We start from the raw sequence: 25164 nt of genomic DNA, 5'->3' as shown, positions 1-25164 counted from the left end.
CTCATTCAGGCACGTGCTGGCCACACAATCGATGCATCATGTTCCTGCATGTTCAGGACCCTGGGGGGTGGAGATTTCGTGGCAAATCAGACTAAGGCGGCGCATCCCCATGCGGTGACCGAACTGTGTGACGAGGGTGGCCGACTCTATGCGAATGCCCTACGCATGGGACGTATCGCTCGCGCGGACGTGGAGTCCGCTCCCTGCCTGGTGGAGTTCGCCCTCCTCCACCCGGATCCTGACGACGCGGACTGGTTGCGCCCGGTTCCCCCGTCGGTCGCCCTCGCGGAGCGGTTGCACCCCATAGAGCGCGACATCGCGGACCGCCGGCGGTTGTCCATCAAACTCGCCGACGCTTTCGAGCCGTTCCTGGCTCTCGCGCAGTCCGGCACGACCGATCACTCGATCACCGTGCTGGAGGGCAGCGCCCGGATCAACACGGCCCTCAACCTGGCCACGGCGCAGTGTCGGACCGAGATGCTCACGGTTCAGCCCAGCGACGACCGCTACTCGGAGCACAGCCTGCTCCAAGGTCTGGAACGGGACAAGCCGCTGATCGAACGCGGCGTGCGGATCCGGACGCTCTATCAACACACCGCCCGGTACAGTCCCGAGAAGCTCGCCTACGTGGCCCAGCTCTCGAAAGGAAAGGCGGAGTACCGGACGATCGACGAGCTGGTGGAGCGCCTCATAATCTGCGACGAGACCGTCGCCTTCATCCCCACCCGCGACGACCAGCAGGTCGCCCTGGAGCTACGCCATCCAGGCCTCGTTCGGTACCTGACCAAGGTCTTCGAGTTCATGTGGGTGCGATCCGTCCCGCTGAACGCCGGCGCCCCGTACGAGGCAGCCGCAGGCGGCATCACTGACATTCAGCACTCCATCGCGAAGCTCCTGGTCGAGGGGCACGTCGACGAGGCCATCGCCCGCCGCCTCGGGATGAATGTCCGGACGTGCCGCGCCCACATAGCCAAGATCGCCGCGACCCTTGGCAGCGGCAGCCGTGCCCAGCTCGGCTATCTGATAGCCCAGTCGGGGATCCTGGACCAGGATCACCGGCCGTCGAGCGGAGAGATCGGCGCGTGACCACAGAAGGGCACGACCACGACGCGGAAGTATCCGGCCGCCGACGACTTGAGTCGGCTGGAGCCGGTCGCGCCGGCCGTCGCGCTGCACCGGCTGCTGCGGGCCTCCTCATCGAGGGCCACACCGACGCCGTCATAGCCGACCGCCTCGGCATGAACATCCCCACCGCCCGCGTCCGCATCGCCAGACTCGCGGCGACGCTGGGCAGGCAGTGAGAGCCGGGCACAACTCGGCTATCTCATCGGCCAGTCGGGGATTCTTGACCAGGAACCCCAGGTGCCCCAGGCACCCGTGGCACGCCGGAAACGCTGATCACCTCGGCCTCGGACGACGACGCCCGCGGACGGTCCAGCCCCACCTGCGCGATACGGACCCCGAGTTGCGTACGACTCGCCGCCCCCAGCGTCTCCGACAACCGCGCGATGTGCGCCCGGCACGTACGGACGCTTATCCCCAGCCGTTCCGCGATCACCGCGTCCTGATGGCCCTCGGCGAGAAGCGCGGCGATGGACTGTTCGCGATGGGAGATTCCCTCAAGGCCCGTGTCGGGGAGCGGCGCGGTGAGCGGGATCGCCAGGCGCCAGAGGCGTTCGAAGACCGTCACCAGGTACTCCACCAGCCCCGGGTGACGCAGCTCCAGGGCCATCGTGCGGTCGGCGTTCGCGGGGATGAAGGCGACCGTGCGGTCGAAGAGGATCAGGCGGTCGATGACCTCGTCCAGGGTCCGGGCCTCGACCGCGTCGCCCATCAACTCCAGGTAGTTCAGCAGGCCCTGGCCGTGCCGGGCCACATGGTTGTACAGGTCGCGCATCCGCACGCCCCGCCCCCGCAGTGCCAGCGCCCGGTGCAGGCCCTCCGACAGTTCGTGCTCGCGCCGGATGCCCCCGGGCTGCACGGTGAGCACCTCGGTGGTGCACGCCGCCGTCGCCTCGTCCAGCGCCGCCTGGATGCGCGAGGGGCCGTCCAGCACCCGGATGGCCATGCCCTCGGAGGAGGCGGACGCCTGGCCGCCCAGACCGGCGTACCACTCGAAGGCCGCCACTGCCGAGCCCACCCGCCGCTGGCTGGCGCTGATCTCGTCGTACACGCCGCGCAGCAGCCGGGTCATGACCTCCTGCGGAGAGGTCGGCACCAGCCAGTCCATGTCGTCGGGGTCGGGGTGCAGCAGGGCGAGTTCCAGCAGACAGGGCACCGGTTCCGCGTCCCGGCGCGGCACGCGGCCCCGCCGTACGGCCCGGGAATACACGCGATCCCCGGCCTCGCACAGTCGGTCAGCACCGTGTGGATGCTCATCCGTCCCGTGCCCGGCCATCGGCCATCCCACCCCCGGTTTCCCTGCCGCTTCCGTTGCGCAACTATGCGCGGACCGACCGTGTTCCGCAACACGGCTCCGCGATACCCGCACCCCTTATTGACCCATTTTGGGCATATACATCCGCCCCTCAGGCCTGGAACGCTGCAACAACATGAGGGAGGCGCGTACACAGTCAGTGATGCCACAGCGGCAGCAAGCTCGGCAGCACCCCTCTTTGCGTGAGCCGGCGGAAATCGGCCAGTGATCTCTGTGTTACGTACCGCACTTACCGTCAGGCCATGGCGGACATATTTGACGCGTACGCGTTGGCCGACGCGTGGGACGAGATGTTTGTGCGGCCGGGTGAGGTCAGGACCGCCTATGAGCCGGTACTGGCGGCACTTCAGCCCATCGAGCCGAGTGAACTGCGCTTCCGCGCGGACCAGATGGCGAGAGCGTTCACGGACCGGGGCGTGACCTACGCCTTCGCGGGTGAGGAGCGGCCCTGGCCGCTGGATCTCGTGCCGCGCATCCTCGACGCCGTGGAGTGGGATTTCATACAACGCGGGGTGGCGCAGAGGGTGCGGGCCCTGGAGGCCTATCTCGCCGACGCCTACGGGCACTGCCGGGCCTTCGAGGACGGCCTGGTGCCCTGGCGGCTGCTGCTGAACTCACCCCACTTCCATCGGGCGGCGCACTCCGTCGAGCCGCCCGGCGGGGTCCGGATCCATGTCGCGGGCATCGATCTCGTCCGCGACGAGAACGGGGACTTCCGGGTCCTGGAGGACAACGTGCGGGTGCCCAGCGGGGTGTCGTACGTCATCGAGAACCGCCGGGCGATGACCCGGATCTTCCCGTCCCTCTTCGCCGAGCAGCACGTCCTGCCCGTGGACGGCTACGCGAACCGGCTGCTCGCCGCCCTGCGCGCCGCCGCGCCCGGAGGCACCGTGGATCCGAGGGTCGTCGTCCTCACGCCCGGCCCGAACAACGCAGCCTACTTCGAACACGCCCTGCTGGCCCGGCTGATGGGCGTACAGCTGGTCGAGGGACACGACCTCGTGTGCCGCAACAACAGGGTGTGGATGCGGACGACCCGCGGCGAGGTCCCCGTCCACGTCGTCTATCGGCGCCTGGACGACGACTTCCTCGACCCCCTCCACTTCCGCCCCGACTCGGTCATCGGCTGCCCGGGCATCATGAGCGCCGCCACGGCCGGGAACGTCACCCTCGCCAACGCGGTCGGCAACGGCATCGCGGACGACAAGCTGCTCTACACCTACGTCCCGGACCTGATCCGCTACTACCTCTCCGAGGAACCGATTCTTCCCAACGTCGAGTCCTTCCGGCCTGAGGAGCCAGGCCAGTTGGAGGCCGTGCTCGACCAGATCGACCAGCTGGTGGTCAAGCCGGTCGACGGGGCCGGCGGGCAGGGCATCGTCATCGGGCCCAAGGCGGACGCCAAGACGCTGGAGCGCACGCGCAGGGCCGTGGCCGCCGACCCGCGCGGGTTCATCGCGCAGCGCCCGGTCGCCCTGTCCACCTCCCCCACCCTCGCGGGCGACCGCATGGCGCCCCGCCACATCGACCTCAGACCCTTCGCCGTCAACGACGGCGACGATGTCTGGGTGCTGCCCGGTGGCCTGACCCGGGTCGCCCTCCAGGAGGGCAACCTGATCGTCAACTCCAGCCAGGGCGGCGGCTCAAAGGACACCTGGGTGCTGGCCGAGGGGCCCGCCGATCCCCCGGCGCGCACGGCCTCGGACGGGCTGGTCGAGGTCGCCCCGCGCCAGCTGGGCCCCGACGGCACCCCCACCGTCGTACAGGAAGGGGCGCAGCAGCAGTGAACGACGTGATCCTCTCCCGGATAGCCGAGGCTCTGACCTGGACCGGCCGGTACGTGGAGCGGGCGGACGCCACTGGACGCATCCTCGACGCGTATCTGCACCGCATGCTGGAGGACCCCTGGCGCGACGAGGACGTCGCCTGCCGCTCGTTGTACGCGATCCTGGGCACCGACGCCGGCACGGATCCGGTGGACATGCAGCAGGTGCTGGACCAGCTGGCCTTCGACGCGCGCTCCACCTGCTCCATCGAGGGCGCGCTGGGTGCCGCCCGGCTGAACGCGCGCAGCGCCCGCGAGGCGGTGTCGTCGGAGATGTGGGAGTGCCTCAACTCGACGTGGCACGCGCTGGAGGACCAGCGGCTCGCGGCCCGCCGCACGGGACCGTACGCGTATCTGGAACTGGTACGGCGCCGGGCGGCCCTCTTCTTCGGTCTGGCCGACTCGACGATGAGCCGGGACGACAGCTGGCGGTTCGTCGTGCTGGGGCGGAGCCTTGAGCGGGTGGACATGACCGTACGGCTGCTGTCGGTGCGCGTGCTGGACGCGGCGCACGCGCCGGACTGGCCGACGCTGCTGAGCGCGTCCGGCGCGGACGAGGCGTACGCGCGCGTGTACGGCGGTTTCGGCGACACCCCGCGGGTGGCCGAGTTCCTGCTGCTGGACCGGGACTTCCCGCGCTCGGCGCTGCACGCGCTGACGACGGCGGAGGAGTGCCTGAGCGCGCTGGGCCGCCCTCGCCAGGACCCGGCCCGGCGTCCCATCGGCCGGATGCGCACCCGGCTCGAATACCTGGACACGCAGGCGCTGGAGGACCAACTCCCCTTGTTGCTGCGCGACCTCCAGCAGTCCTGCATGGCGTCCGCCGACGCGGTGGCGGAGCGCTTCTTCCCGTACCAGGGGCCCGTCGAGTGGGCCCAGGAAGGAGCCTGAGATGGCTCGTCGCCTCCGTATCCGGCACACCACGCGCGTCTCGTACGCCCAGGCGGCCGTCTCCTCGCACAACGAGGTCCGCATGACACCGCTGACGCTGCCCGGCCAGACCACCCTGGACGCCCGGGTCGCCATCAGCCCGGTGGCCACGACCTGGTCGTACTGGGACTACTGGGGCACCCAGGTCACCGGCTTCGACCTGATGGAACCGCACGCCCACCTGACGATCACGGCGTCGAGCCTGGTCGAGACGTCCCCGCCGGACCCGCTCCCCGGCGCGCCGACCTGGGCGGAGGTGGCCGACCAGGCCGCCAACTCCCGTCTGCTGGAGTACGCGCACCCGACCTCCCGTACGACGGTCCCGCAGGAGCTGATCGAGCGGGCGAGGGAGACGGCCGTCGCCCTCGACCCGCACGAGACCGCCGTCGCCGTCTCCGCGCTGGTCGCCGACCAGGTGTCGTACCTGCCCGGCGTCACCAGTGTGAACACCTCGGCCGCCGAGGCGTGGGAGCAGGGCGCGGGCGTCTGCCAGGACATCGCCCACCTCACGATCGCCCTCCTGCGCGGCCTCGGCCTCCCGACCCGCTACGTCTCCGGCTACCTCCACCCCGAACGGGAGGCGGAACTGCACCGCCCGGTGGCCGGGCAGTCCCACGCCTGGATCGAGTACTGGGCGGGCGACTGGTGCGGTTACGACCCCACCAACCGCACCCGGGCCGACGACTCCCACGTCGTGGTCGGCCGCGGCCGCGACTACGCCGACGTCACGCCGCACAAGGGCGTGTACCGGGGCGTGACGGGCGGTCCGCCGGAGGTGACGGTGGAATTCACGCGGGTGGCGTGAACCAACGCGGGTCGGGTGCGCAGCCCGGCGCTTACGGGTGCCGCAGCGCCTCGGCCTACTGCTTCAGCCCGATCGCCGCGCAGGCGTCCTTGTAGTCGGCCGTGCAGATTTCCGACACCTTGTAGATGCCGTCGGCGACCACCGTGTCCTTGATGTTCTCCCGGGTCAGCGCCACCACCGACACCAGCTGGGCCGGGATGTCCTTGTCGGTCGGGCTGTCCACCCGGTCGCGGGCGAGGGCGTCGAACTGGATGTCCTTGCCCTGCACCTTGGCGACGGCCATCTCGGCGGCGGCCTCGGCCTCCTGCGGGTAGGACTTGTAGACGCTCATGTACTGCTCACCGGCGATGATCCGCTGCACCGCGTCGAGTTCGGCGTCCTGCCCGGTGATCGGCGGCAGCTTGGTCACCCCGGCCGCCTCCAGGGCCTTGACGATGCCGCCGGCCATGCCGTCGTTGGCGGAGTAGACGGCGGCGATGTTGTCCTTGCCGATCTGCTGGATCGCCTGGGCCATGTTGGCCTCGGCGTTCTCCGGCTTCCAGTCCTTGGTGTCGAAGGACTGAGCGATCGTCACCTTGCCGTTCAGCTCGGACAGCGCGCCCTGCTTGAACTGCTTGGCGTTGGGGTCGGTGGGCGAGCCGTTCATCATGACGATCTTGTCGGAGCTGTCGATCTCGCTGCCCAGCGCGTCGAGGAGGGAGCGGCCCTGCACCTCGCCGACGAGTTCGTTGTCGAAGGAGATGTACGCGTCGATGGGACCCTCGGCGAGCCGGTCGTAGGCGATGACCGGGATACCCGCGTCCTTGGCCTTCTTCACCCCGCCCGCGATGGCGTGCGCGTCGACGGCGTCCAGCAGGATGACGTCGACCTGCTCGTCGATCATCTGCTGCAACTGACTGGCCTGCTTGTTGGCGTCCGCGTCGGCGTTGGCGTACTGAACCTTGCCCTGGTTCTTGGTGAGCGTGGCCACCCGCTCCTTGATGATGGGGTAGTCGAACTTGTCGTACCGCGTGTTCGCCGTCTCGGGCAGCAGCAGGCCGACGGTGATGTCGTTGCCCTTCGTCGGGCTCGCGTCCTCGCTGCTCCCCGTCGCGTTGAGCACGCCGCAGCCGGCGAGCATGACGGACACGGAGGTGGCGGCCACTGCTGTGGCGGTACGACGACGCATGCGGGGGCTCACTTCAGGTGCGTTTCCGGGACGTGGGCACAGTTGTGCGGCCCATGTGACTGGAAAGCCAACGCTTCACCCACCATCGGCGTCAAGGGGAACCACTTAACGAGATGGGAACAGTACGCTCCGCTCAACTCACGGCTCCGAGGGCCGCGGTGATTTCCTCCAGGTCGGTGACCGCTGCGTGGACGCCCTCGGTGAGGAGTGTGGCCGTGGGGTTGAGGACGAGTTCGTCGACGCCTGCGGCCCGGTGGTCGGCGAGGGTGGCGGCGATCTCCTCGGGTGTGCCGGTGACCACCACGCCGGCGCGGAGCAGTTCGGCGGCGGGATCGGGGGCGTCCACGTCGACGCCCGCACGGCGGAGCATGTCCGCGTAGTGCGGGGCGCGCAGGTGCGCACCCGCGGCGGCCCGGGCCAGGCGGCGCGGGTCGCGGCCGGGGCGGCGGACGGCCACATGGACGGCCGTCGCGATGCGCGGGCGGGTGGCACGGCCCGCCTCGGCGGCGCCGGCAGCCAGTTGGGGGGCGAGCGTGTCGCGGATGTAGGACGGCGGGGTCATCCACGTGATCGCCATGTCCGCGGTCGCGCCCGCCGTACGGGCCATGCCCGGCCGCAGCACCCCGGCGCCGACCTCCACCGGCGCGTGCGGACCCACCGGGGGTAGGGAAGCGTGCAGGCAGTGGTACGGGCCGTCGTGCGCCACGTCCTCGCCGTTCAGCAGGGCGCGCACGGACGTCAGGTACTCCGCCACTGCCGTGCGCGGGCTGCGGTACGGCTCGGGGGTGAGCCCCTGGGCGAACTCGGGCGTGCCGATGCCGTATCCGGCCACGACCGGCCGGCCGGTGAGCAGTGCGAGGGAACGGGCCTGGAGCGCCGCCTCGTACGGGTGCCGCAGCGGGAGCAGGGTGACCGACGTGCCCACGGGGACGCTGTGGCCCATACCGGCCAAGTACGCCAGCACCTGGTGCGGTTCCGCCCGGAAGGACTGGCAGAGCCAGAGCCGCCGGGCACCGGTGCGGGCCACCAGCTCGGCGAAGGGGGCGACGAGTTCGGGGTGGTCGGGCTGGAGGGGGTAGAGGACCGCCGGGGCGTCGGTCTGCTGTTCCGGTGTGGTCATCGTCCGTGTCCTGTGGGTGCGGAACGTCCTGTGGGTGCGGAGCGTCCTGTGGGTGCGGAGCGTCCTGTGGGTGCGGGGCCGGTGCGGTCGAGGGTGGTCACCAGGGCGCGGGCCGGGTCCAGGAAGGCCGCCGCGGACTCGGCGATCTGCCGGTCCGACACCTCGGCCAGGGCGTCCGGGTAGTGCGCCAGCCAGTCCAGGGGCAGGCCGCTCGCCGCGAAGCCCGCCAGCGCGCTCGCCTCCTCCGCGCGCGTGGCGAGGGCGAAGCGGGTGAACCCGGCCGCGTAGCGGCGGGCGCGGCGCGCCTCCTCGGGGGTGGGACCGGTGGCGGCCAGTTCCGCGAGGCAGGCGGTGACCTCCGCCGCCAGCCGGTCGCCGGTGCCGGGAGCACCGGCGCAGTCGATCTCCAGCCAGCAGCCGGCGCGGTTCTGCCGGACCCGGGCGTCGACGGCGTATGCCAGGCCGTGGCGTTCCCGGAGCCGCTGGGTCAGCCGGGACGTGGCGTGGCCGCCCAGCACGACCTGGGCGAGGTGCAGCGCGGTGTGCGCCGGGTCGGGGGCCGGGACGGCGGGTCCCGCGGTGAGCAGCAGCGCCTGGTCGGCGGCGGGGTCGTGCAGCGCCAGGCGTCCGGGGGTCGGGGTGCGGCGGGGGAAAGGGGGCAGGAGGAGGCCGGAGGGGCCGCCGGTCCAGTCCGCCAGCGCCTCGCGTACCCGGGCCAGTACCCGGTCCGGCTCCTCGCCGGTCATCAGCAGCAGGACGGCTCCGTGCGGGACGACTGCCCGCCGGTGGAGGGCGTGCAGCTCCTCGACGGTGGGGACGGCAGTGCCGGCCGGGTCGTCGGACAGCGGGTGGGGGCCACCGAAGGCGTGGCGGAGCTGGGCCCGGCGCAGGCGGGTGCGGGGGCCGGGCGGCGCGGGGGCGGCCGGGCCGGGGACGGCCGGAGGGTCGTACGCCGGGTGCAGGAGCAGGTCGGCGAGGAGGTCCAGCGCGGCCGGCAGGCCCTCCGCCAGCACGCTCACCGAGAGGACCAAATGCTCGGCGGTCACCACCGTGCTGACCTCGGCGCCGAGGCCGGCCGCCAGCTCCGCGACCTCCCGCCGGTCCCGGGACGTGGTGGCGGTGCCGAGCCCGGCGGCGAGCAGCTCCTGCGTGCGGGCGTGCCCGGTGCGGGCGTACGGCAGGACCAGGCGCAGCTCGGCCAGCGGGGCGCCCGGCGCGGGCACGACGACGGTGTCCAGACCGTTCGCCAGGACCGTGCGGAGGGTGTCCCGCCAGGGCACCGGGCGCGGGGGCGAGAGGACCTTCACGGGGTGACTCCCTCCAGGGTGCGGACGGTCGGGGGCGTGGTGAGCAGGGCGCGGGCGGTGGCCGAGACGTCGGCGGCGGTGACGGCGGCCAGGTGCGCGGGGACGGCGTCGGGTGCGGCCCCCTCCTGGCGGGGGAAGAGCAGCTCGGCGCGGCCGTGGGCGAGCGCGCGGGCGGCGAGGGAGTCGGCCTGGCGGTGCCAGGCGGCCCGCAGGACGGCCACCGCGGGCCGCAGTTCATCCTCGCCGGGCGGGGCGGCGGCCAGGGCGCCGAGGACGTCCAGCCACCGGCCGACGGCCTCCTCGGTGCCGGTGCCGGGGGCCCTGCCGAGCAGGACCAGCGCGAGGTCGGGGGCGGCGGAGGCGAGCCACTGGCCCTGGTAGCCGCAGCGCACGGTCGCCGCGTCCAGGGCGCCGGTGCCGGCGAGGAGGCGGGGGAGCCGGGTGCGAAGCAGGACCTCGCAGAGGACGACCTGCGCGAGGTACGGCCCGAGTCCCGCACGCGGGTCGGCCAGCGCGTGCCCGATCGCCACGGCGTCCCGGTGGTACGGCACAGGGGTGCCGGACGCCGGGGCGCCGACGCCCTTCGCCGGGACGGCCCGTGGCTCGGCCTCCGGCAGCGACACGCCCGCACCCGAGCCCCGGCCCACCGACTCCCGAACCGGCACCCCCGCACCCGAGCTCCGGCCCACCGACTCCCGAACCGGCGGCCCTGCATCCGAGCCCCGGCCCGGCGGGACCGCACCCCCGCTCGTCCCCCAGTCCCCGAACTCCCGTTCCACCAGCTCCGCCACCCGACCCGCCGTCACGTCCCCGACCACGGACAGCACCGCCCGCCCGGGCCTGTAGTGGCGCCGGAAGAAGGCCTCCGCCTCCCCGGCCGTCGCCGCGCGCAGCTCCTCCGTCGTGCCGTAGGCGTCGCGCGCGCCTGGGTGGAGCGCGGCGAGCACGATGTCCCAGAGCCGGTTGCCGGCGTCCGCCGCGCGGATCTCCTCGGCGATGACGGCGGCCTCCGAGCGCACGGTCGCCGGCGCCGGATCGAAGCGCAGCAGCCGCCGGGCCTCCCAGGCCAGCACGTCGGGGAGGGCGTCGGCGGGGACGACGGTGTGGAAGACCGTGTGGTCGCGGTGGGTCTCGGCGTTGCACATGCCGCCCGCCTCCTCGACCAGGGCCACATGGCCCGCGTCGCCCTCGTCGCCGCGCGGGAACATCAGGTGCTCCACGAGGTGGGCCATGCCGTGCCGCCCCGGCGGATCGTCGTCACCGCCCGCGCCCACGGTCAGCGCCACGGCCACGAGCCCGCGCCCGGGCAGCTCCTCGACGACCAGCGGGACGCTCATGACAGCGGCCGGTACACGGAGACGCACATCTTGCGGCTGTCGCCGCCGTCGAAGGGCTGCTCGCGCCAGCCGGAGTAGCGGGCGGACAGCTCCAGGCGGGCGATGCCGGCGAGCAGGTCGAGTTCGCTGGGCCACAGATACCGCATCACCGTGGTCGCGGACTTCGGGGGCTCTCCGTCGAGGAACAGGGTGTTGTGGACCATCATGTTCTGCGAGGCGGGCAGCACCCCGATGGACTCGATCATGGCTCCGCGCCCGGGGATCGGGTAGGTGCTGATCTCGTTCTTCTTCTGGACGTGGTAGTCGCTGGGGTCGAACGTCTCGATGACGACATGGCCCTCGGGCGCGGTGTGCCGGGCCACCGCGTGCATCAGGGCGATCTGCTCGTCCGGGGCGACCGCGCAGCACAGGGAGTTGAAGGGCGCGAGGACGACGTCGAAGGTGCGGCCGAGGTCGAGGGCGGCGAAGTCGGCGTGCACGGGGGTGATCCGGCCCTCGGAGTCCTTCTCGGCGAGGCGGGCGAGCATGCCCTCGGAGGAGTCGACGCCGTACACCTGGAAGCCCTTGTCCGCGAGCGGCAACGCCACTCGGCCGGTGCCGACGCCGAGTTCGAGCACGCTCGCGCCGGGTGCGGTGAGGGTGAGCAGGAAGTCGGCGATGTCCTCCAGATCCGGGGTGCTGGGGTAGATCTCGTCGTACACCTCGGCGAGCGCGTCGCTGTAGGCGGTGGTCAGCGCGGTACCGAGGCCGCCGACGGTATCGGCGGCAGGGGCGGTGGTGGTCATCGGCCGTCTCCCGGGCGGGTGTCGAGGTTGTTCTGGGGGTGCAGCGGGTCGATTCCCGCCTCGTGGAAGGCCCGTACGACGTACTCCTCACGGGTACGTGCGCCGGAGGCGTCGGCCGATGCGTCGGCCGCCAGGGCGTGCTCGATCAGCCCGGACGCCAGCGCGAAGGCCCGGTGCTGGCCGAAGCTCATGCCGCTCTGTCCGGGACGCGGGTCCTGCGGGTCCCAGGCGGCGGCGACGCCCGGGGCGAGTTCGTCGGTGAACACCGAGGTGTCGATGCCGGTGAGCGTGCCCGCGTGCGGGGCCACGGCCGCCGCGACCGCGCGCTCGCCCGGCCGGTGGTCACCGTGCAGGTAGACCACGACGGCGTCCCGGCGCGGGAAGTCCTGCGGATCGGAGAGCACCTTGGCGTGGTACCGGGCCTCGGCCGCCTCCAACGCCCCGAGCGCCGCGCCCCACAGCACGACCGCCGCGTCCGCGTCCCGCGCGTGCAGGAAGAGGCGGCGTACGGCACCGGCGGGGCGGGGCAGCGGGCGGGAGCCCATGACGTAGAAGAAGCCGGGGGACAGCGCGGGCCGGGCGGCTTCCAGCGCGAGCTCGACGTACTCGCCGGGCTCGGGCGGGGAGGCCGGGCTCAGCAGCCGGTCGGCGGGAACGCGCGCGGTGACCTCGGGGAGGCGTACGACGAGCTGGTCGCCGTCCGGCCGTCGGAGCACCTCGACGAGCCGGCCCCGGGTGGGGGTGGTGGTGTGCGGCACGGCGGCCGAGAGCCGGCGCTCCAGTGCGGGGTCGCGCAGGGTGCGGCGTGGCGGCGGCCCGTCGGGGAGGGCGCCGCCCCGGTGGCGGCCGGCGTGGAGTTCCTCGTACAGCGCGTTGGTGAGCCGGCCGCGCAGGTCGCGCGGACTGTCGGCGCTGACCGGGCGCCCGGCGACGGTGGCCTCGCGGGCGCCCGGCGCGACGGACACGGCACCGAGCGCGGCGACCAGCCGCGGCGCGAGCCCCCGGTGCCGGGCGACGGGGGATGCGCCCGGCACCGGGGAGTCCAACAGGGGGAGGGTCATCGGTTGCTGCTCCCGTTCGAGACGTTCGAGGCGTTCGAGGCGTTCACGACGTTCACGGCCTGCGCGACGGCCGAAGAGGCCGACGTGGCCAGCGCGTTCACGGCGGCCGAAGAAGCCGACGCGGCCGAGGACTCAACGGCGTTCGCGGTGCTCGCGGCGCATGCGGCAGCTGACGTGGCCGAATCGGCCGAGGCGTTCACCGCGTTCACGGCGTACGCGGTGGCCACGGCCGCCGAGGCGTTCACGACGGCCGAAGAAGCCGACGCGGCGGAGGCGTTAAGCGGCCCCGAGGGGCCCGCAGGCTCCGTCAGGCTCAGCCCGAGCGTCCGCGCGGCCGACGCCGGGTCGAGCAGGACCGTGCGGCCGATGCCCGCGGCGGCGCGGGCGACCGGGTTGAGCGTCGCGTGCGACTCGGCGGTGGCGATCAGACGGTCGTACATGTGCCATCCGGCGTACGCGGCGGCCCGCTCGGGCAGCCCGGCGTCGAGCGCACGGCCGAGCGGCCGGCACTCCAGGTAGCCCTGCCAGAACGCGGCGATCCGGGGCAGATGCCGGCGCAGGCTCGCCGAGCCGCGCGCCACGATCTCCTCGTGCGTCAGCCCGAAACCGGCGCTGTCCTCCCGCCGGCCGGGGGCCGCCTCCGTCGGCGCGAACACGGAGTAGGTGGCGTGGAACAGCCACTCCCCGGCGAACGCGCCCACGTCCCGCGCGGGATCGGCGAGGCGGAACTCCTCCCAGTCGACCAGGTACAGCTCCCCTGTCCCCTCCTCGGCCCGGATGAACTGGTCGAAGCGCAGATCGCAGTGGGCCGGGGTGCGCGGCACGGTCCGCTCCGCGTCCCGCAGTCGGTGCAGCGCCGCCACCACCTCGGTGTCGTCCTGGACGAGCTGCCAGGCGGCGATCTGCGCCATGCTGCGCTCCTGGACGGCGCTCCACGGCAGGGCTTTCAGCCACTTCAGGGGCGGCAGCGGCGCCTCCCCCGTGTCCAGGCCGTCGACGGCCCCCAGGCCGTGCAGGGTGCCGATGGCCCGCCCGGCATCGCGGCACAGCTCCTCGTCGAACTCGCCGTCGAGGGCGAGTTCGGCCCCCGAGCGGGCGCCGGGCACCAGCCGGTGGACCGTCACCCCGGCGGCCGGGTCCGCGCCGAGCAGCTCGGGCGAGCGCAGCGCCGAGCCGGGCGGCAGGCTCCCGGCCAGCTCCTCGAAGCTCAGGGCGCGTTCCAGCTCGGGGCAGACACCGTCGTCCGGCAGCGGGGCGACCGTCTTGACGAACACCTGCTCGCCGGTCGTGGTCGGCCCCGCCCAGTTGTCGTTGCGCCCGCCGAACGCGGTGACCGCCTCCGGGTCGAACCGCCCGAGCCCGAGCCGCTGAAGCAGCGCGCTCACGGCGGGGACGGTGTCCAGCTCGGTGGGCCGGTAGCGCTGCCGGGTACGCGGCCGTTCGGTCGTGGTGGTGGTCATGGTGTGGCTCCCCCGGGGACCGCGCGGCGGCCCTCCTCGTCGATCAGGTCAGCGATGAAGGCGGTGTAGTCGGTGAGTTCGTCGCTCCAGTCGCAGTACGCGGCGAAGTCCCGCATGTGCGCGGCGATCCGTACGACGGCGGCCCGCCCCGCCGGCTCCCGGTCCGCACCCGGGCCGTACGCGTCGAGCAGCACCCGCGGCAGGTCCGGCCCGCCGAACGCCTCCGACCCCGGTACGGCCCAGCCGAGTTCGGCCAGGTCCCCCAGCAGCCAGCCCAGGTCCAGCTCGGGCCGTGCGGCCCCCAGGTCCTCCCCGGTCAGCAGCGCCACCGGACCCCGGTGCAGGGGCGGGATCAGCGCGCCGAGGGAGGCGAAGCCGTGCACGAGGACGGTGCCGCCGGGCCCGGCCAGGTCGTCGCACCAGGAGCGGAGCCGTTCGACGCGGGCGGGGCCCCAGGCGCGTACGGCGTGCTCGCGCAGGCGCGCGAGGGCCGGGGCGGGGGTGCCGTCGCCGTCGAGGAACGCCCGCAGCCGTGTGAGGGCGGGCGGCACGCCCGCCGTGTCCGGTACGGGGACCGCGTGCAGCTCCCGTAGTGCGGTCCCCGCCGCGGCCAGCGCGTGCGCCACCAACTGCCGTACCGCCGGACGCGGATCGCGCAGCCAGGCGGCGGCCGAGTACGGGCCGTCCGCGAGGTGCGCCAGGCCGCCGCCCGACGCCCGCGGCACGACCAGGTCGGCGCCGGAGGTGTGGCGGGGGACGTACGGCGCCAGCGGCGCGGCCGGCGGGGCGGAGGCGGACGCCCCCGGCCCCTGCCACCACTCGTACCGTCCGTCGGGAGTCCGCCGCACCCGCGTGACCTGGAGCCCGGTGGCGAACTCGGCGACCGCGCTCACGCCGCCGCCTCCTCGCGCCGGGCCCGGGCGTACGCGCCGACGCACAGCCCCATCAGCTCCGACAGCGGGGCCGCGCCCCCGTCCTCGGTCTCCCCGGTGCTCGCGCTGACCGCGGGGACGGTCGGCGCGACGACGACGCCGGGGCGGGCCCGCAGGGTGTCGAGGTGCCCCTGGACGACGGGGCTGTGCTGGGCGCCGGGCGGCAGCGAGGGTGCCACGCCGACCAGCGCGGAGGTGGACTGCAGGGCGCACAGCAGCGGAGTGTCGGTGAGGCCGAGCGCGTAGCGGCTCAGGAAATGCATCGTGGCCGGGTGGACGAGGACGAGTTCGGGCCAGCGGGCCAGTTCCACGTGCGGCGCGGCGCCGGGGCCTGCCTCGTTCCAGTCGTCGGTGAGAACGTCCTTTCCCGAGAGCGCGGAAATCGCGTCCGCCGAGACGAAACGACGGGCCGAACGGGTCAGCACGACCCGTTTCTCCATCTCCGGAAAGGTGTTGCTCAGCCAGTTGGTCCAGAAGGGCAGAAATGCCACGCTGAGCGCTCCGGTGCCGACGAGGAGCACCCGCCGGAAGCCGGGGTCCGCGACACCTGTGGGGTCCGGGACCTCCATGACCGTCCTCCTCCCGGACGTTCGGTGGGGTGTTGCCCGGGGAGGGACCGGTGGCCGGCACCGGCCCCTCCCCGCGGGTCACTGAGCGGTGCGTCCGGTCAGCACTTCTTCTCGATGGTCTTGGCGGTCAGCGAACCCAGGGCCGCGGCGCACTGCTGCGAGGAGCGGGCCGTGATGATGGTCGCGCGGATCGCCCACGGGATGGTCGGGCTGAACGCGGGCGCGGCGTCCTTGCCGTCGTACAGGCCCAGCTCCTCGGCGGAGGTGTAGGCGGTGTAGCCCTCGAACAGGTCCTTCTCGTTCTGCGTGGACTGCATGGGTCTCTCCCTTGTGAAAGTGGATTACGGCTGTTCCGCTGTTTCGCTTTTCAGCCGCTGTCCGCTGCCGTTCGCGGCGGACGAGAGAAATATGGCTCACTGAAAAGGCCGCCCGCTATTGTCAGTTACGGCATGACCGGAACCGGCAATACCGCAACTGGCATTGCCATACCCGGCATTGCCGCAACCGCCAATACCGCCGCGCCCGCCCGCCCGCGTAAAAAGAACAGGGTGAACACACCTGACTCATCAACCACCCAGGCCCCGCGGCCCGCGCCCCGGCCGCCGCTTCGGGCCCTGCTCGCCCATGCGCGCCCGCACCGGCGCGTCCTCCTGCTGGTCCTGGTGCTGACCCTCGCGGGCAGCGCGGCGGGGCTGGCCCAGCCGATGGTCGTCGAGTCGGCGCTCACGGCGCTCATGACCGGCAAGGGCCTGCGCGACGAGATCCTGCTGATGCTGGCCCTGCTGGCCGGCTCGATCGCACTCACCTGGACCCAGGCGCTGGTGAGCGAGCGCACCGCGGAGAAGGTCGTCCTGCATGTGCGGCGGGGCCTGATCCACCGTCTGATACGACTGCGCACCAGCGAGTTGGACAGGACCGAGCCCGGCGGGCTGACGACCCGCGTGACCTCCGACAGCACGCTCGTGCAGCACGCGGCGACCAGCGGGGTCATCCAACTGCTCGACGGCGGCGTCCATCTGCTGGCCACCATTGTCCTGATGGGCATCACGAGCCTGCCGCTGCTCGGCATCACCTCCGGTGTGCTGCTGGTGGTCGGCGTCGCCATGGGCGTGGTGATGCCGCGGATCCGCCGGGTCACCACACGCGCGCAGACGTCGGTCGGCGAGATCGGCGCCGCCCTGGACCGCTCGCTCGGCGCCGCCCGTACCGTGAAGGCCAACGGCGGCGAGGCGACGGAGACCGCGCGCGCCGTCGCGGCCGCCGAGGACGCCTACCGGGCGGGCCTGGCCGGCGCCCGCTACCACGCCACCATCGCGGTGCTCTCGGCGCTGGTCGTGCAGGCCTCGTTCCTTGCGGTCATCGGCTTCGGCGGCGCCCTGGTCGCCACCGGCACCCTCGACCTGGCGGCGCTGATCGCCTTCCTGCTCTACCTGTTCAACCTCGGCGGCCCGGTGCTCTCCCTGGTCGGCGGCACCACCTCGCTCCAGCAGGGCCTCGGCGCGCTCACCCGGATCGAGGAGGTCGAGCGCATGGAGATCGAGACGGACGTGGACGTCACCCCCGCCCGCCCGGCCGGCCCGCCGCCCCGGGTCACCCTGGAGAACGTCACCTTCGCCTACCAGGGCCGCGCCACCACCCTGGACGACGTCAGCCTCACCGCCCCGGCCGGGGGCGTCACCGCGCTCGTCGGCCCCTCCGGCAGCGGCAAGACGACCGTCTTCTCGCTGCTCCAGCGGTTCTACGACGTCGACTCCGGCCGTGTCCTGCTCGACGGCACCGACATCACCACGCTCAGCCGCGCCGAGGTGCGCCGCCGGATCGCCTACGTGGAGCAGGACACCCCGATGCTGGCCGGCACGCTCCGCGAGAACCTCCTGTACGCCGCCCCCGACGCCACCGACGAGGAGGTCGAGCGGGTACTGCGGGACACCCTGCTCGACTCGCTCGCCGCCCGGCTCCCCGAGGGCCTCGACACCCATGTGGGCGCCCGCGGCCTCGCCCTGTCCGGCGGCGAACGCCAGCGCCTGGCCATCGCCCGCGCGCTGCTGCGCCGCCCCCAGGTGCTGCTGCTCGACGAGGCGACCGCCCACCTCGACGGCCTGAGCGAGACCGCCCTGCGGCACACCGTGGAGCGGGCCGCGGAGCACTGCACGGTGATCCTGATCGCCCACCGCCTGTCCACGGTGACCTCCGCCGACCACATGGTGCTGCTCGCCGGCGGCCGGGTGCGCGACCATGGACGGCACGGGGAACTCCTGGACAGGGACGAGCTGTACCGGGATCTCGCGGCCACCCAGCTGACCGCAATGGGGGCCTGAGCCCTCCCCCCACCTGACGTACTGACCACCCGTCAGAACCGCACAGCAAAGGAAGACGCATGCCGAAGGACCCGGCGCCCGCGACCTCGCTCGCCAAGAAGGACGAGCGCGACGAGTACCAGGACAGGCCCGATGACACGCAGGCGTACGACGATCACGACGACCACGACGAGTGGGACGAGGACCCCGAAGAGGACCCCGTCCGGGAAACCGTCGCCGAGGACGACCGGTTCGGCACGATAACCGTCCACCTGGACACCGAGCTGGGCGAGGTCGTCGTCGAGGGCGAGCGCGTCCCCCGGATCGAGCTCTACCGCGAGGACGGCACGGAGGGCGACGACCACACGCCCATCGGCACCCGGGACGGGAGCCTGCTGACACTGACCGTCGACGGCGAGGAGGCCGAGATCGTCCCCGCGAAGGGGCGGCTGACCCGGCGCTCGTTCGCGGTCGACGTCCGGCACGCGGGAAGCACCTGGCGCCTGGTCCCCGACTCCATACCGGGCAGCCGCCTGCTGCGGGGCGAGGAGCACATCGGGGACTTCACCTCCGACGGCGACGGGCATGTGCTGGCCGAGTGGCGCGAAGGCGTCGAGTACGAGGCCCTGGACGCGGCCCTGGGCTACGCGCTCGCCGCCGCGTTCGGCACCGGGGCCCAGCCGATGTGGATGCTCGCCATCGAGGCGGCCGGCGACATGATCCCCGGCTGACCCGGGCCGCGCCACGCACGACGAAGAGCCCCTCCGGTGCCGTACCGAAGGGGCTCTGGCGTGTCCGCGGGGCGTGGCTGTCAGCCGCGCGCGCCCCGGATGTCGTCCGCGTACAGGTGCGAGACGATCGCCGCCTCGAACCGCGACGTGAGGGCCAGCTTGCGCACGATGCTCGCCGTGTGGGCCCGTACGGTGCGCTCCGCGATGCCGAGGCGGCGGGCGAGCCGGCGGTTCTGCTCTCCCGTGGCGAGCAGCAGCAGGACCTCTCGCTCGCGGTCGGTGAGCGCGGTGAAGTCGGGTGCGTGCTCCTGCACGACAACAGCCATGTGTTTCCCCCTGGTTGTGTCCGGACGTGTCGTGTTGTGTCGGCTCGTAACCGGCGTCCGTGTCGGTTGGTGTCCGACGGCTTCCAGCCTGCCAAGAGCCGGGCGGCCGGGCGGGCTTCGCGGGCAGCAGCTTGCTGCACCGGGGGCGGCACCATCCTGCCGGGCGACGGCGGCGGGGTCTTGACCAACGCATTACCCTGTGTCTTGATCATTTCGGTGGATTCCGCATCGCTGCGGCCTGACCAGCCGTGCCCGGCGACGCCTCCACCGTCCCGCGCAGTACGGGAGGACCACGGGGGAAGGATGAAGAACGAGGGGAGAATGGGGCTGCTGGGGCTCACCGCCCTGGAAGAGCGCGTCTACCGGCACTTCCTGAGGAATCCCGGGACGACGACGGAGGACATCCATCTGCTGTTCCACGCGCCGCAGCCGGAGATCCGGGCCGCGCTGGACCGCCTGTCCGGACTGGGCGTGCTGCGGGCCGGCGGCCAGGAAGGCACCCTGACGGCGGCGGACCCGGAGATCGCGGTCGGACTGCTCACCGACCGCAGACTGAGCGAGCTGCACCACGAGTTGCAGCAGGTGACCAGACCCCGCCATCTGGTCGAGGAGCTGCGCGCGGAGCAGGGCGCGCACTCGTCCGCGGGCGGCGGCGTGGAGCGGATGACGGACCTCGCGCAGATCCGCGGCCGGATCGACGATCTCGCCTTCTTCGCCCGCGAGGAGATCCTCTCGGTCGAGCCCTACCAGGCACTCACGCCGGAGAACATCGAACACGCGCGGCCGCTGGACAGCCGCTGTCTGCGCCGGGGTGTGCGCATCCGCAGCGTCGTCCTGAAGGAGGCGCTGGACGATCCGGCGACCGCGGCCTACCTGCGCGAACTGAGCGCCCAGGGCGCCATGATCAGGGCCGCGCCGGGCATCGCCGAACGTGTCCTCGTCTACGACCGGCACACCGCCCTGGTGCCGGCCGACCCCGCGGACACCTCACGCGGCGCCCTGGTCGCCCAGGAACCGGGGCTGGTCGCCAGCATCCTGGCCCTGTTCGAGAAGATCTGGGACCAGGCCACCGACCTGGACCGGCTGCTCGGCGACCCGGCCCCGGACGAGGTCTCCCTCTCCCCCATGGAGCTGGAGGTCCTGAAGTCCATGTGCCGCGTCACCAAGGACGAGATAGGCGCCCGCGAACTGGGCGTCTCCCTGCGCACCTACCGCCGGCTCGTGGCCAACGTCCTGCGCACCCTGAACGCCAGCAACCGCGCGCACGCGGCCCTGCTGGCCCGGGAACGGCGCTGGATCTGACCACCGGTCAGCCCGTCTCCTCGGCGCCCCAGGCGCGCAGTGCCGGGTCCCCGAGGGCCTCGGTCAGCCACGTCCGTACGGCCGTGGAGGGCGAACCGGCCGGGGGCCGGATCCGCAGCTGGATCCGGCCCCCGTCCTCGTCGAGTCGCCAGGAGCGGTCCCACCCCTCGGGCAGCTTGCCGAGGATTCTGACCAGGGCGGTCGCGGCGGGCGCGGTGCCCGGCGGTCTGCGCACCAGCACCAGGTCCTGGAACTCCGTATCCGTCATCCCGTCCGTCTCACTGCCATCCGTTGACCGACAGCTGGACCGACGGCCCGCCCTGGACGGTCACCGCCGTACTCACCGGCAGTGTGACGAGCAGGGCCAGCGCGAGTGCCGGAAAACCCTTCCTGACCGCGTTGCCGATGCACGTTTTCTGCGTGTTCCCCCTGTTTTCCATGCCCATGACTCTGCCAGCGCCGAGGCAGCACCTGAAGACGGATCGCTGTCAGGATGCTGCACCCGTTCCGGCACTTGCTGTCAGCCCGGCCGTCGGGTGTCAGTCCGACTGCTGCCGCTTCGGCCGCCACACCACCAGCGCGCTGGTCTGCTGTACCTCCTGGTACGGCACCAGGTCGCGCCGGTAGGAGGCGTGCACGGCGGCCTCGCGCTGCTGCATCGCCGCCGCCGCACCGTCCAGCGCGGCCTGCAGCTCCGCGACGCGGGACTGCAGCGCTGCGACCTGGTTCTCCAGTTCGATGATGCGTTTGATGCCGGCGAGGTTGATGCCCTCGTCCTGCGACAGCTGCTGCACCTGGCGGAGCAGTTCGATGTCGCGGGCCGAGTAGCGGCGGCCGCGGCCGGCCGTGCGGTCCGGAGACACCAGCCCCAGGCGGTCGTACTGGCGCAGCGTCTGCGGGTGCAGGCCGGACAGCTGGGCCGCCACCGAGATGACGTAGACCGGGGTCTCCTCGGTCAGCTCATACGGGTTGCGTCGACGGCCGTTGGTGTCCATGGCTTGACTCATGCTCCCTTCGCGGCCTGGAACAGCTCCGCCCGCGGATCCTCGCCCGCGGTCGCCTCGCGATACGCCTGAAGCGCGTCACGAGCCTTCCCCGTCAGGTCCTTCGGGACACTCACCTCGACGGTGACCAGCAGATCGCCGCGGGTGCCGTCCTTGCGGACCGCGCCCTTGCCCCGGGCCCGCATGGTGCGGCCGTTGGGCGTGCCGGGCGGCAGCTTCAGGGTGACCGGTGGGCCGCCCAGGGTGGGCACCCGCACCTCGCCGCCGAGGGCCGCCTCCGCGAAGGTCACGGGCACAGTCACCGTGAGGTTGTCGCCCTTGCGGCCGAACACCGGGTGGGCGTCGACGTGCACGACGACGTACAGATCGCCCGCCGGGCCGCCCCGCTCGCCCGGTGCGCCCTTGCCCCGCAGGCGGATGCGCTGGCCGTCCGACACCCCGGCGGGGATGCGCACCTGCATGGTGCGGGACGACTTGGCGCGGCCGCTGCCCTTGCAGACCTCGCAGGGGTTCTCCGCGATCAGGCCGCGGCCCTTGCAGTCCGGGCACGGGTCGGTCAGGGAGAAGCCGCCGCCGGAGCCGCGCGCCACCTGGCCGGTGCCGACGCACGTCGGGCACACGCGCGGTGTGCCGTTGGCGTCGCCGGTGCCGGAGCAGGCCTTGCACGGCGCCTGCGAGGACATCCTGAGCGGGACGGTCGCGCCCTCGATCGCCTCGGTGAAGCTGAGGGTGACCTCGGACTCGATGTCCTGGCCGCGCCGCGGCTGGGTCCGGGTGCCGGTCGCGCCGCCCCGGTTGAACAGGCCCCCGAAGACGTCACCGAGTCCGCCGCCGAAGCCGCCGCCCGCTCCCCCGCCCTGGGCGCCGCCTCCGAAGAGGTCGCCCAGGTCGAAGTTGAACGAGCCGCCGCCGGCGCCGGGGCCCGGCCGGAAGCCACCGTTGCCGAACAAGGCGCGGGCCTCGTCGTACTCCTTGCGCTTCTTGGGGTCGCCGAGGACGTCGTTCGCCTCGGAGATCTCCTTGAAGCGTTCCTCGGCCTTGACGTTGCCCTTGTTGGCGTCCGGGTGGTACTCGCGGGCGAGCTTGCGGTACGCCTTCTTGATCTCGGCCTCGGTGGCGTCCTTGGGGACGCCGAGGACCTTGTAGTAGTCCTTCTCGATGAAGTCCTTGGTGCTCATCCTCGACGTCCCTCCTTCCTCATCCGTTCAACGTCAGCCCTCGTCCGGGCCACCGCTCTCCTTTTCGTCGGCCTGCGTGTCGCTCTCCTCGGCGGGCTTCACGGTCTGCGCGCCCGGCTGGGGCTCGGCGACGGCCACCCGCGCGGGGCGGATGGTGCGCTCGCCGATGCGATACCCCGGCTGGAGGATCGCGACGCAGGTCGTCTCCGTGACGTCCGGCGCGTAGGAGTGCATCAGGGCCTCGTGGATCGTCGGGTCGAAGGGCTCGCCCTCCTTGCCGAACTGCTGCAGGCCCAGCTTGGCCGCCACGGTCTCCAGCGACTCGCCGACGGACTTGAAGCCGCCGACCAGCTCGCCGTGCTCCCGGGCCCGCCCGATGTCGTCGAGCACCGGCAGCAGCTCGGTCAGGAGGTTCGCGATGGCGATCTCCTTGACCGTGATCCGGTCCCGCTCCACGCGGCGGCGGTAGTTCTGGTACTCGGCCTGGAGCCGCTGGAGGTCCGCCGTGCGCTCACCGAGCGCCGTACGCACCTGGTCCAGCTGTGCCACCAGGGCGGTGTTCTGATTCACGTCCCCTGCCGGGGCCGCCCCCTCTTCCGGGGCGGCCTGCGGCTCGGCGTCGTCAGGAGTGGCGCCCGAGGGGACGTCGGGCTTCTCCTCGAAGCCCGGGGTCTCCTCCGTCACGCGGCACCGTCCTTGCGCTCGTCGTCCACGATCTCGGCGTCCACGACGTCGTCGTCGGCCTTGGGCTGCTCGGAGGCGCCGCCCGGGGCCGCCTGGGACGCCTGGGCGTCGGCGTACATGGCCTGGCCCAGCTTCTGGGACACGGCCGCGACCTTCTCGGTGGCCGTGCGGATCTCGGCGGTGTCCTCGCCCTTGAGCTTCTCCTTCAGCTCGGCGACGGCTTCCTCGACCTCGGTCTTGATCTCGCCGGGGACCTTGTCCTCGTTGTCCTTGAGGAACTTCTCCGTCTGGTAGACCAGCTGCTCGCCCTGGTTGCGGGTCTCGGCGGCCTCGCGGCGGCGGTGGTCCTCCTCCGCGTACTGCTCGGCCTCCTGGCGCATCCGGTCGACCTCGTCCTTCGGAAGCGAGGAGCCGCCGGTGACGGTCATCTTCTGCTCCTTGCCGGTGCCGAGGTCCTTCGCCGTGACGTGCATGATGCCGTTGGCGTCGATGTCGAAGGAGACCTCGATCTGCGGGACGCCGCGCGGCGCCGGGGGCAGACCGGTCAGCTCGAACATGCCGAGCTTCTTGTTGTAGGCCGCGATCTCGCGCTCGCCCTGGTAGACCTGGATCTGCACCGACGGCTGGTTGTCCTCGGCCGTGGTGAAGATCTCCGAGCGCTTCGTCGGGATGGTCGTGTTGCGCTCGATCAGCTTGGTCATGATGCCGCCCTTGGTCTCGATACCGAGGGACAGCGGGGTGACGTCGAGCAGCAGGACGTCCTTGACCTCACCCTTGAGGACACCGGCCTGGAGCGAGGCGCCGATGGCGACGACCTCGTCCGGGTTCACACCCTTGTTGGCCTCCTTGCCGCCGGTCAGCTCCTTGACGAGCTCGGCGACGGCGGGCATACGGGTGGAGCCACCGACGAGGACGACGTGGTCGATCTCGTTGATGGAGACGCCGGCGTCCTTCATGACGTTGAAGAACGGGGTCTTGCAGCGCTCCAGCAGGTCGGCCGTCAGCTGCTGGAACTGAGCCCGGGTGAGCTTCTCGTCCAGGTGCAGCGGGCCCTCGGCGGAGGCGGTGATGTACGGCAGGTTGATCGAGGTCTCGGTGGAGGAGGACAGCTCGATCTTGGCCTTCTCGGCGGCCTCGCGGAGGCGCTGCAGGGCCATCTTGTCCTTGCCCAGGTCCACGCCGTGACCGGAGGCGAACTGCTTGACCAGGTAGTCGACGATGCGCTGGTCCCAGTCGTCGCCACCGAGGTGGTTGTCGCCGTTGGTGGCCTTCACCTCGACCACGCCGTCGCCGATCTCCAGCAGCGAGACGTCGAACGTACCGCCACCGAGGTCGAAGACGAGGATGGTCTGGTCGTCCTTGTCGAGGCCGTACGCCAGGGCGGCGGCGGTCGGCTCGTTGACGATCCGGAGCACGTTCAGACCGGCGATCTCGCCGGCCTCCTTGGTGGCCTGGCGCTCGGCGTCGTTGAAGTACGCCGGGACGGTGATGACCGCGTCGGTGACCTTCTCGCCCAGGTAGGCCTCGGCGTCCCGCTTCAGCTTCTGCAGCACGAAGGCGCTGATCTGCTGCGGGTTGAAGGGCTTCCCGTCGAGCTCGATCTTCCAGTCGGTGCCCATGTGGCGCTTGACCGACCGGATGGTCCTGTCGACGTTGGTCACAGCCTGACGCTTGGCCACCTCACCGACCAGCACCTCGCCGTTCTTGGCGAAGGCGACGACGGACGGCGTGGTCCTGGCGCCCTCGGCGTTGGTGATGACGGTGGGCTCGCCGCCCTCCAGAACGCTGACGACGGAGTTAGTCGTGCCCAGGTCGATGCCGACCGCACGTGCCATGGTTGATTCCTCCAGCTGACTTGAGTGGAACAGGCTCAAGTGTGCATGACGACCGGGGCGGGGTCAACAGA

General features: G+C 72.2%; 25 protein-coding genes and 1 pseudogene. 8 read left to right on the top strand and 18 right to left on the bottom strand.

All coding sequences use genetic code 11. The annotated features are described in order from the left end of the window. Positions 1-48: 48 nt before the first annotated feature. Positions 49-1086 carry a helix-turn-helix domain-containing protein gene (locus SSP24_RS19470; RefSeq protein ID WP_141310920.1) on the top strand — a complete coding sequence of 346 codons (1038 nt, stop codon included), beginning with the start codon at positions 49-51 and terminating at the stop codon, positions 1084-1086. Between the two features lie 92 nt (positions 1087-1178). Further along, positions 1179-1398 (top strand): annotated as a pseudogene (locus tag SSP24_RS19465) (helix-turn-helix domain-containing protein); the annotation flags it as partial. Here SSP24_RS19465 and SSP24_RS19460 read toward each other — a convergent pair. Next, complete coding sequence (locus SSP24_RS19460; protein ID WP_141310919.1) at positions 1325-2398, bottom strand: helix-turn-helix transcriptional regulator; 1074 nt, start codon at positions 2396-2398, stop codon at positions 1325-1327. The pseudogene SSP24_RS19465 and the gene SSP24_RS19460 overlap by 74 nt on opposite strands. A gap of 281 nt (positions 2399-2679) precedes the next feature. Here SSP24_RS19460 and SSP24_RS19455 point away from each other — a divergent pair, with 281 nt between their 5' ends. Genes SSP24_RS19455 through SSP24_RS19445 form a run of 3 tightly spaced genes read left to right on the top strand, consistent with a single transcriptional unit; the run spans position 2680 to position 5997 of the window. Beyond that, positions 2680-4224 carry a circularly permuted type 2 ATP-grasp protein gene (locus SSP24_RS19455; RefSeq protein WP_141310918.1) on the top strand — a complete coding sequence of 515 codons (1545 nt, stop codon included), beginning with the start codon at positions 2680-2682 and terminating at the stop codon, positions 4222-4224. Next, positions 4221-5153, top strand: coding sequence for an alpha-E domain-containing protein (locus tag SSP24_RS19450; protein ID WP_141310917.1), 933 nt, complete (start codon positions 4221-4223; stop codon positions 5151-5153). The genes SSP24_RS19455 and SSP24_RS19450 overlap by 4 nt, the downstream gene beginning before the upstream one ends. A gap of 1 nt (position 5154) precedes the next feature. Further along, positions 5155-5997 (top strand): transglutaminase family protein, encoded by an 843-nt coding sequence (locus tag SSP24_RS19445; RefSeq protein WP_141310916.1) that lies wholly within the window; start codon positions 5155-5157, stop codon positions 5995-5997. 55 nt (positions 5998-6052) lie between these two features. On the opposite strand, the gene SSP24_RS19440 is transcribed toward SSP24_RS19445, so the two are convergent. From SSP24_RS19440 to lxmA, 10 genes are all read right to left on the bottom strand, one after another. Further along, entirely contained in the window at positions 6053-7165 is a 1113-nt protein-coding gene (locus SSP24_RS19440) for a sugar ABC transporter substrate-binding protein (RefSeq protein ID WP_141310915.1), read from the bottom strand. A 133-nt stretch (positions 7166-7298) separates the two neighbouring features. After that, complete coding sequence (gene lxmJ, locus SSP24_RS19435) at positions 7299-8285, bottom strand: F420-dependent peptide dehydroalanine reductase LxmJ (protein WP_141310914.1); 987 nt, start codon at positions 8283-8285, stop codon at positions 7299-7301. Then, entirely contained in the window at positions 8282-9592 is a 1311-nt protein-coding gene (locus SSP24_RS19430) for a M16 family metallopeptidase (RefSeq protein WP_229865525.1), read from the bottom strand. Before SSP24_RS19430 ends, lxmJ begins: the two co-directional genes overlap by 4 nt. After that, positions 9589-10929, bottom strand: coding sequence for a M16 family metallopeptidase (locus tag SSP24_RS19425; protein ID WP_141310913.1), 1341 nt, complete (start codon positions 10927-10929; stop codon positions 9589-9591). The genes SSP24_RS19430 and SSP24_RS19425 overlap by 4 nt, the downstream gene beginning before the upstream one ends. Further along, the gene (locus tag SSP24_RS19420) at positions 10926-11714 is read right to left on the bottom strand and encodes a class I SAM-dependent methyltransferase (RefSeq protein ID WP_229865523.1); all 789 of its coding nucleotides are present in this window, start codon (positions 11712-11714) and stop codon (positions 10926-10928) included. Before SSP24_RS19420 ends, SSP24_RS19425 begins: the two co-directional genes overlap by 4 nt. After that, entirely contained in the window at positions 11711-12775 is a 1065-nt protein-coding gene (locus tag SSP24_RS19415) for a T3SS effector HopA1 family protein (RefSeq protein WP_141310912.1), read from the bottom strand. Before SSP24_RS19415 ends, SSP24_RS19420 begins: the two co-directional genes overlap by 4 nt. Then, positions 12772-14235 carry a class V lanthionine synthetase subunit LxmK gene (gene lxmK, locus SSP24_RS19410; protein WP_229865515.1) on the bottom strand — a complete coding sequence of 488 codons (1464 nt, stop codon included), beginning with the start codon at positions 14233-14235 and terminating at the stop codon, positions 12772-12774. The genes SSP24_RS19415 and lxmK overlap by 4 nt, the downstream gene beginning before the upstream one ends. Continuing rightward, positions 14232-15128: a hypothetical protein gene (locus SSP24_RS19405; RefSeq protein WP_229865512.1), complete on the bottom strand. Its 897-nt coding sequence runs from the start codon at positions 15126-15128 to the stop codon at positions 14232-14234. Before SSP24_RS19405 ends, lxmK begins: the two co-directional genes overlap by 4 nt. Beyond that, on the bottom strand, positions 15125-15736 hold the full coding sequence (gene lxmD / locus SSP24_RS19400; protein WP_141310910.1) for a peptide terminal cysteine decarboxylase LxmD: 612 nt from the start codon (positions 15734-15736) through the stop codon (positions 15125-15127). The genes SSP24_RS19405 and lxmD overlap by 4 nt, the downstream gene beginning before the upstream one ends. 98 nt (positions 15737-15834) lie before the next feature. After that, positions 15835-16053 carry a lexapeptide family class V lantibiotic gene (lxmA, locus tag SSP24_RS19395; protein ID WP_141310909.1) on the bottom strand — a complete coding sequence of 73 codons (219 nt, stop codon included), beginning with the start codon at positions 16051-16053 and terminating at the stop codon, positions 15835-15837. Positions 16054-16284: 231 nt separating this feature from the next. Between lxmA and SSP24_RS19390 the strand changes: the two genes are divergently transcribed. Beyond that, positions 16285-18054 carry an ABC transporter ATP-binding protein gene (locus SSP24_RS19390; RefSeq protein ID WP_141310908.1) on the top strand — a complete coding sequence of 590 codons (1770 nt, stop codon included), beginning with the start codon at positions 16285-16287 and terminating at the stop codon, positions 18052-18054. A 59-nt stretch (positions 18055-18113) separates the two neighbouring features. Next, positions 18114-18764 carry a hypothetical protein gene (locus SSP24_RS19385; protein ID WP_229865506.1) on the top strand — a complete coding sequence of 217 codons (651 nt, stop codon included), beginning with the start codon at positions 18114-18116 and terminating at the stop codon, positions 18762-18764. Between the two features lie 80 nt (positions 18765-18844). Here the strand turns inward: SSP24_RS19385 and SSP24_RS19380 are convergent, their stop codons facing one another. Next, the gene (locus SSP24_RS19380; RefSeq protein WP_141310907.1) at positions 18845-19090 is read right to left on the bottom strand and encodes a helix-turn-helix domain-containing protein; all 246 of its coding nucleotides are present in this window, start codon (positions 19088-19090) and stop codon (positions 18845-18847) included. Between the two features lie 303 nt (positions 19091-19393). Here SSP24_RS19380 and SSP24_RS19375 point away from each other — a divergent pair, with 303 nt between their 5' ends. Then, positions 19394-20392, top strand: coding sequence for a helix-turn-helix transcriptional regulator (locus tag SSP24_RS19375; RefSeq protein ID WP_141310906.1), 999 nt, complete (start codon positions 19394-19396; stop codon positions 20390-20392). A 7-nt stretch (positions 20393-20399) separates the two neighbouring features. Here the strand turns inward: SSP24_RS19375 and SSP24_RS19370 are convergent, their stop codons facing one another. The 6 genes from SSP24_RS19370 to dnaK form a co-directional block, all read right to left on the bottom strand. Then, positions 20400-20660, bottom strand: a complete 261-nt coding sequence (locus SSP24_RS19370) for a hypothetical protein (protein WP_141310905.1) — start codon at positions 20658-20660, stop codon at positions 20400-20402. A gap of 10 nt (positions 20661-20670) precedes the next feature. After that, positions 20671-20832: a hypothetical protein gene (locus tag SSP24_RS42885; protein WP_167529631.1), complete on the bottom strand. Its 162-nt coding sequence runs from the start codon at positions 20830-20832 to the stop codon at positions 20671-20673. 99 nt (positions 20833-20931) lie between these two features. Further along, positions 20932-21387, bottom strand: coding sequence for a heat shock protein transcriptional repressor HspR (locus SSP24_RS19365; protein WP_141311006.1), 456 nt, complete (start codon positions 21385-21387; stop codon positions 20932-20934). An 8-nt stretch (positions 21388-21395) separates the two neighbouring features. Beyond that, positions 21396-22574: a molecular chaperone DnaJ gene (dnaJ, locus tag SSP24_RS19360; RefSeq protein ID WP_141310904.1), complete on the bottom strand. Its 1179-nt coding sequence runs from the start codon at positions 22572-22574 to the stop codon at positions 21396-21398. Between the two features lie 33 nt (positions 22575-22607). Then, a complete protein-coding gene (gene grpE / locus SSP24_RS19355) occupies positions 22608-23258 on the bottom strand; it encodes a nucleotide exchange factor GrpE (RefSeq protein ID WP_141310903.1) in 651 nt (216 codons plus the stop codon). Further along, positions 23255-25093, bottom strand: coding sequence for a molecular chaperone DnaK (gene dnaK, locus SSP24_RS19350; RefSeq protein WP_141310902.1), 1839 nt, complete (start codon positions 25091-25093; stop codon positions 23255-23257). The genes grpE and dnaK overlap by 4 nt, the downstream gene beginning before the upstream one ends. Positions 25094-25164: the final 71 nt, after the last annotated feature.

This window comes from Streptomyces spinoverrucosus, assembly GCF_006539505.1.
Classification (GTDB): domain Bacteria; phylum Actinomycetota; class Actinomycetes; order Streptomycetales; family Streptomycetaceae; genus Streptomyces; species Streptomyces spinoverrucosus.
Note: the sequence above shows the minus strand (reverse complement) of the source record. Positions and strands in the feature narration are given on the sequence as shown.

Coding starts and splice junctions, on each gene's coding strand:
- SSP24_RS19440 (WP_141310915.1), bottom strand. CDS start 7,165: ATGCGTCGTCGTACCGCCACAGCAGTGGCCGCCACCTCCGTGTCCGTC.
- SSP24_RS19415 (WP_141310912.1), bottom strand. CDS start 12,775: ATGACCCTCCCCCTGTTGGACTCCCCGGTGCCGGGCGCATCCCCCGTC.
- SSP24_RS19425 (WP_141310913.1), bottom strand. CDS start 10,929: ATGAGCGTCCCGCTGGTCGTCGAGGAGCTGCCCGGGCGCGGGCTCGTG.
- SSP24_RS19375 (WP_141310906.1), top strand. CDS start 19,394: ATGAAGAACGAGGGGAGAATGGGGCTGCTGGGGCTCACCGCCCTGGAA.
- SSP24_RS42885 (WP_167529631.1), bottom strand. CDS start 20,832: ATGGAAAACAGGGGGAACACGCAGAAAACGTGCATCGGCAACGCGGTC.
- SSP24_RS19385 (WP_229865506.1), top strand. CDS start 18,114: ATGCCGAAGGACCCGGCGCCCGCGACCTCGCTCGCCAAGAAGGACGAG.
- SSP24_RS19470 (WP_141310920.1), top strand. CDS start 49: ATGTTCAGGACCCTGGGGGGTGGAGATTTCGTGGCAAATCAGACTAAG.
- dnaJ (WP_141310904.1), bottom strand. CDS start 22,574: ATGAGCACCAAGGACTTCATCGAGAAGGACTACTACAAGGTCCTCGGC.
- lxmD (WP_141310910.1), bottom strand. CDS start 15,736: ATGGAGGTCCCGGACCCCACAGGTGTCGCGGACCCCGGCTTCCGGCGG.
- SSP24_RS19460 (WP_141310919.1), bottom strand. CDS start 2,398: ATGGCCGGGCACGGGACGGATGAGCATCCACACGGTGCTGACCGACTG.
- SSP24_RS19420 (WP_229865523.1), bottom strand. CDS start 11,714: ATGACCACCACCGCCCCTGCCGCCGATACCGTCGGCGGCCTCGGTACC.
- SSP24_RS19380 (WP_141310907.1), bottom strand. CDS start 19,090: ATGGCTGTTGTCGTGCAGGAGCACGCACCCGACTTCACCGCGCTCACC.
- lxmA (WP_141310909.1), bottom strand. CDS start 16,053: ATGCAGTCCACGCAGAACGAGAAGGACCTGTTCGAGGGCTACACCGCC.
- SSP24_RS19455 (WP_141310918.1), top strand. CDS start 2,680: ATGGCGGACATATTTGACGCGTACGCGTTGGCCGACGCGTGGGACGAG.
- lxmK (WP_229865515.1), bottom strand. CDS start 14,235: ATGACCACCACCACGACCGAACGGCCGCGTACCCGGCAGCGCTACCGG.
- SSP24_RS19445 (WP_141310916.1), top strand. CDS start 5,155: ATGGCTCGTCGCCTCCGTATCCGGCACACCACGCGCGTCTCGTACGCC.
- SSP24_RS19365 (WP_141311006.1), bottom strand. CDS start 21,387: ATGGACACCAACGGCCGTCGACGCAACCCGTATGAGCTGACCGAGGAG.
- dnaK (WP_141310902.1), bottom strand. CDS start 25,093: ATGGCACGTGCGGTCGGCATCGACCTGGGCACGACTAACTCCGTCGTC.
- SSP24_RS19370 (WP_141310905.1), bottom strand. CDS start 20,660: ATGACGGATACGGAGTTCCAGGACCTGGTGCTGGTGCGCAGACCGCCG.
- lxmJ (WP_141310914.1), bottom strand. CDS start 8,285: ATGACCACACCGGAACAGCAGACCGACGCCCCGGCGGTCCTCTACCCC.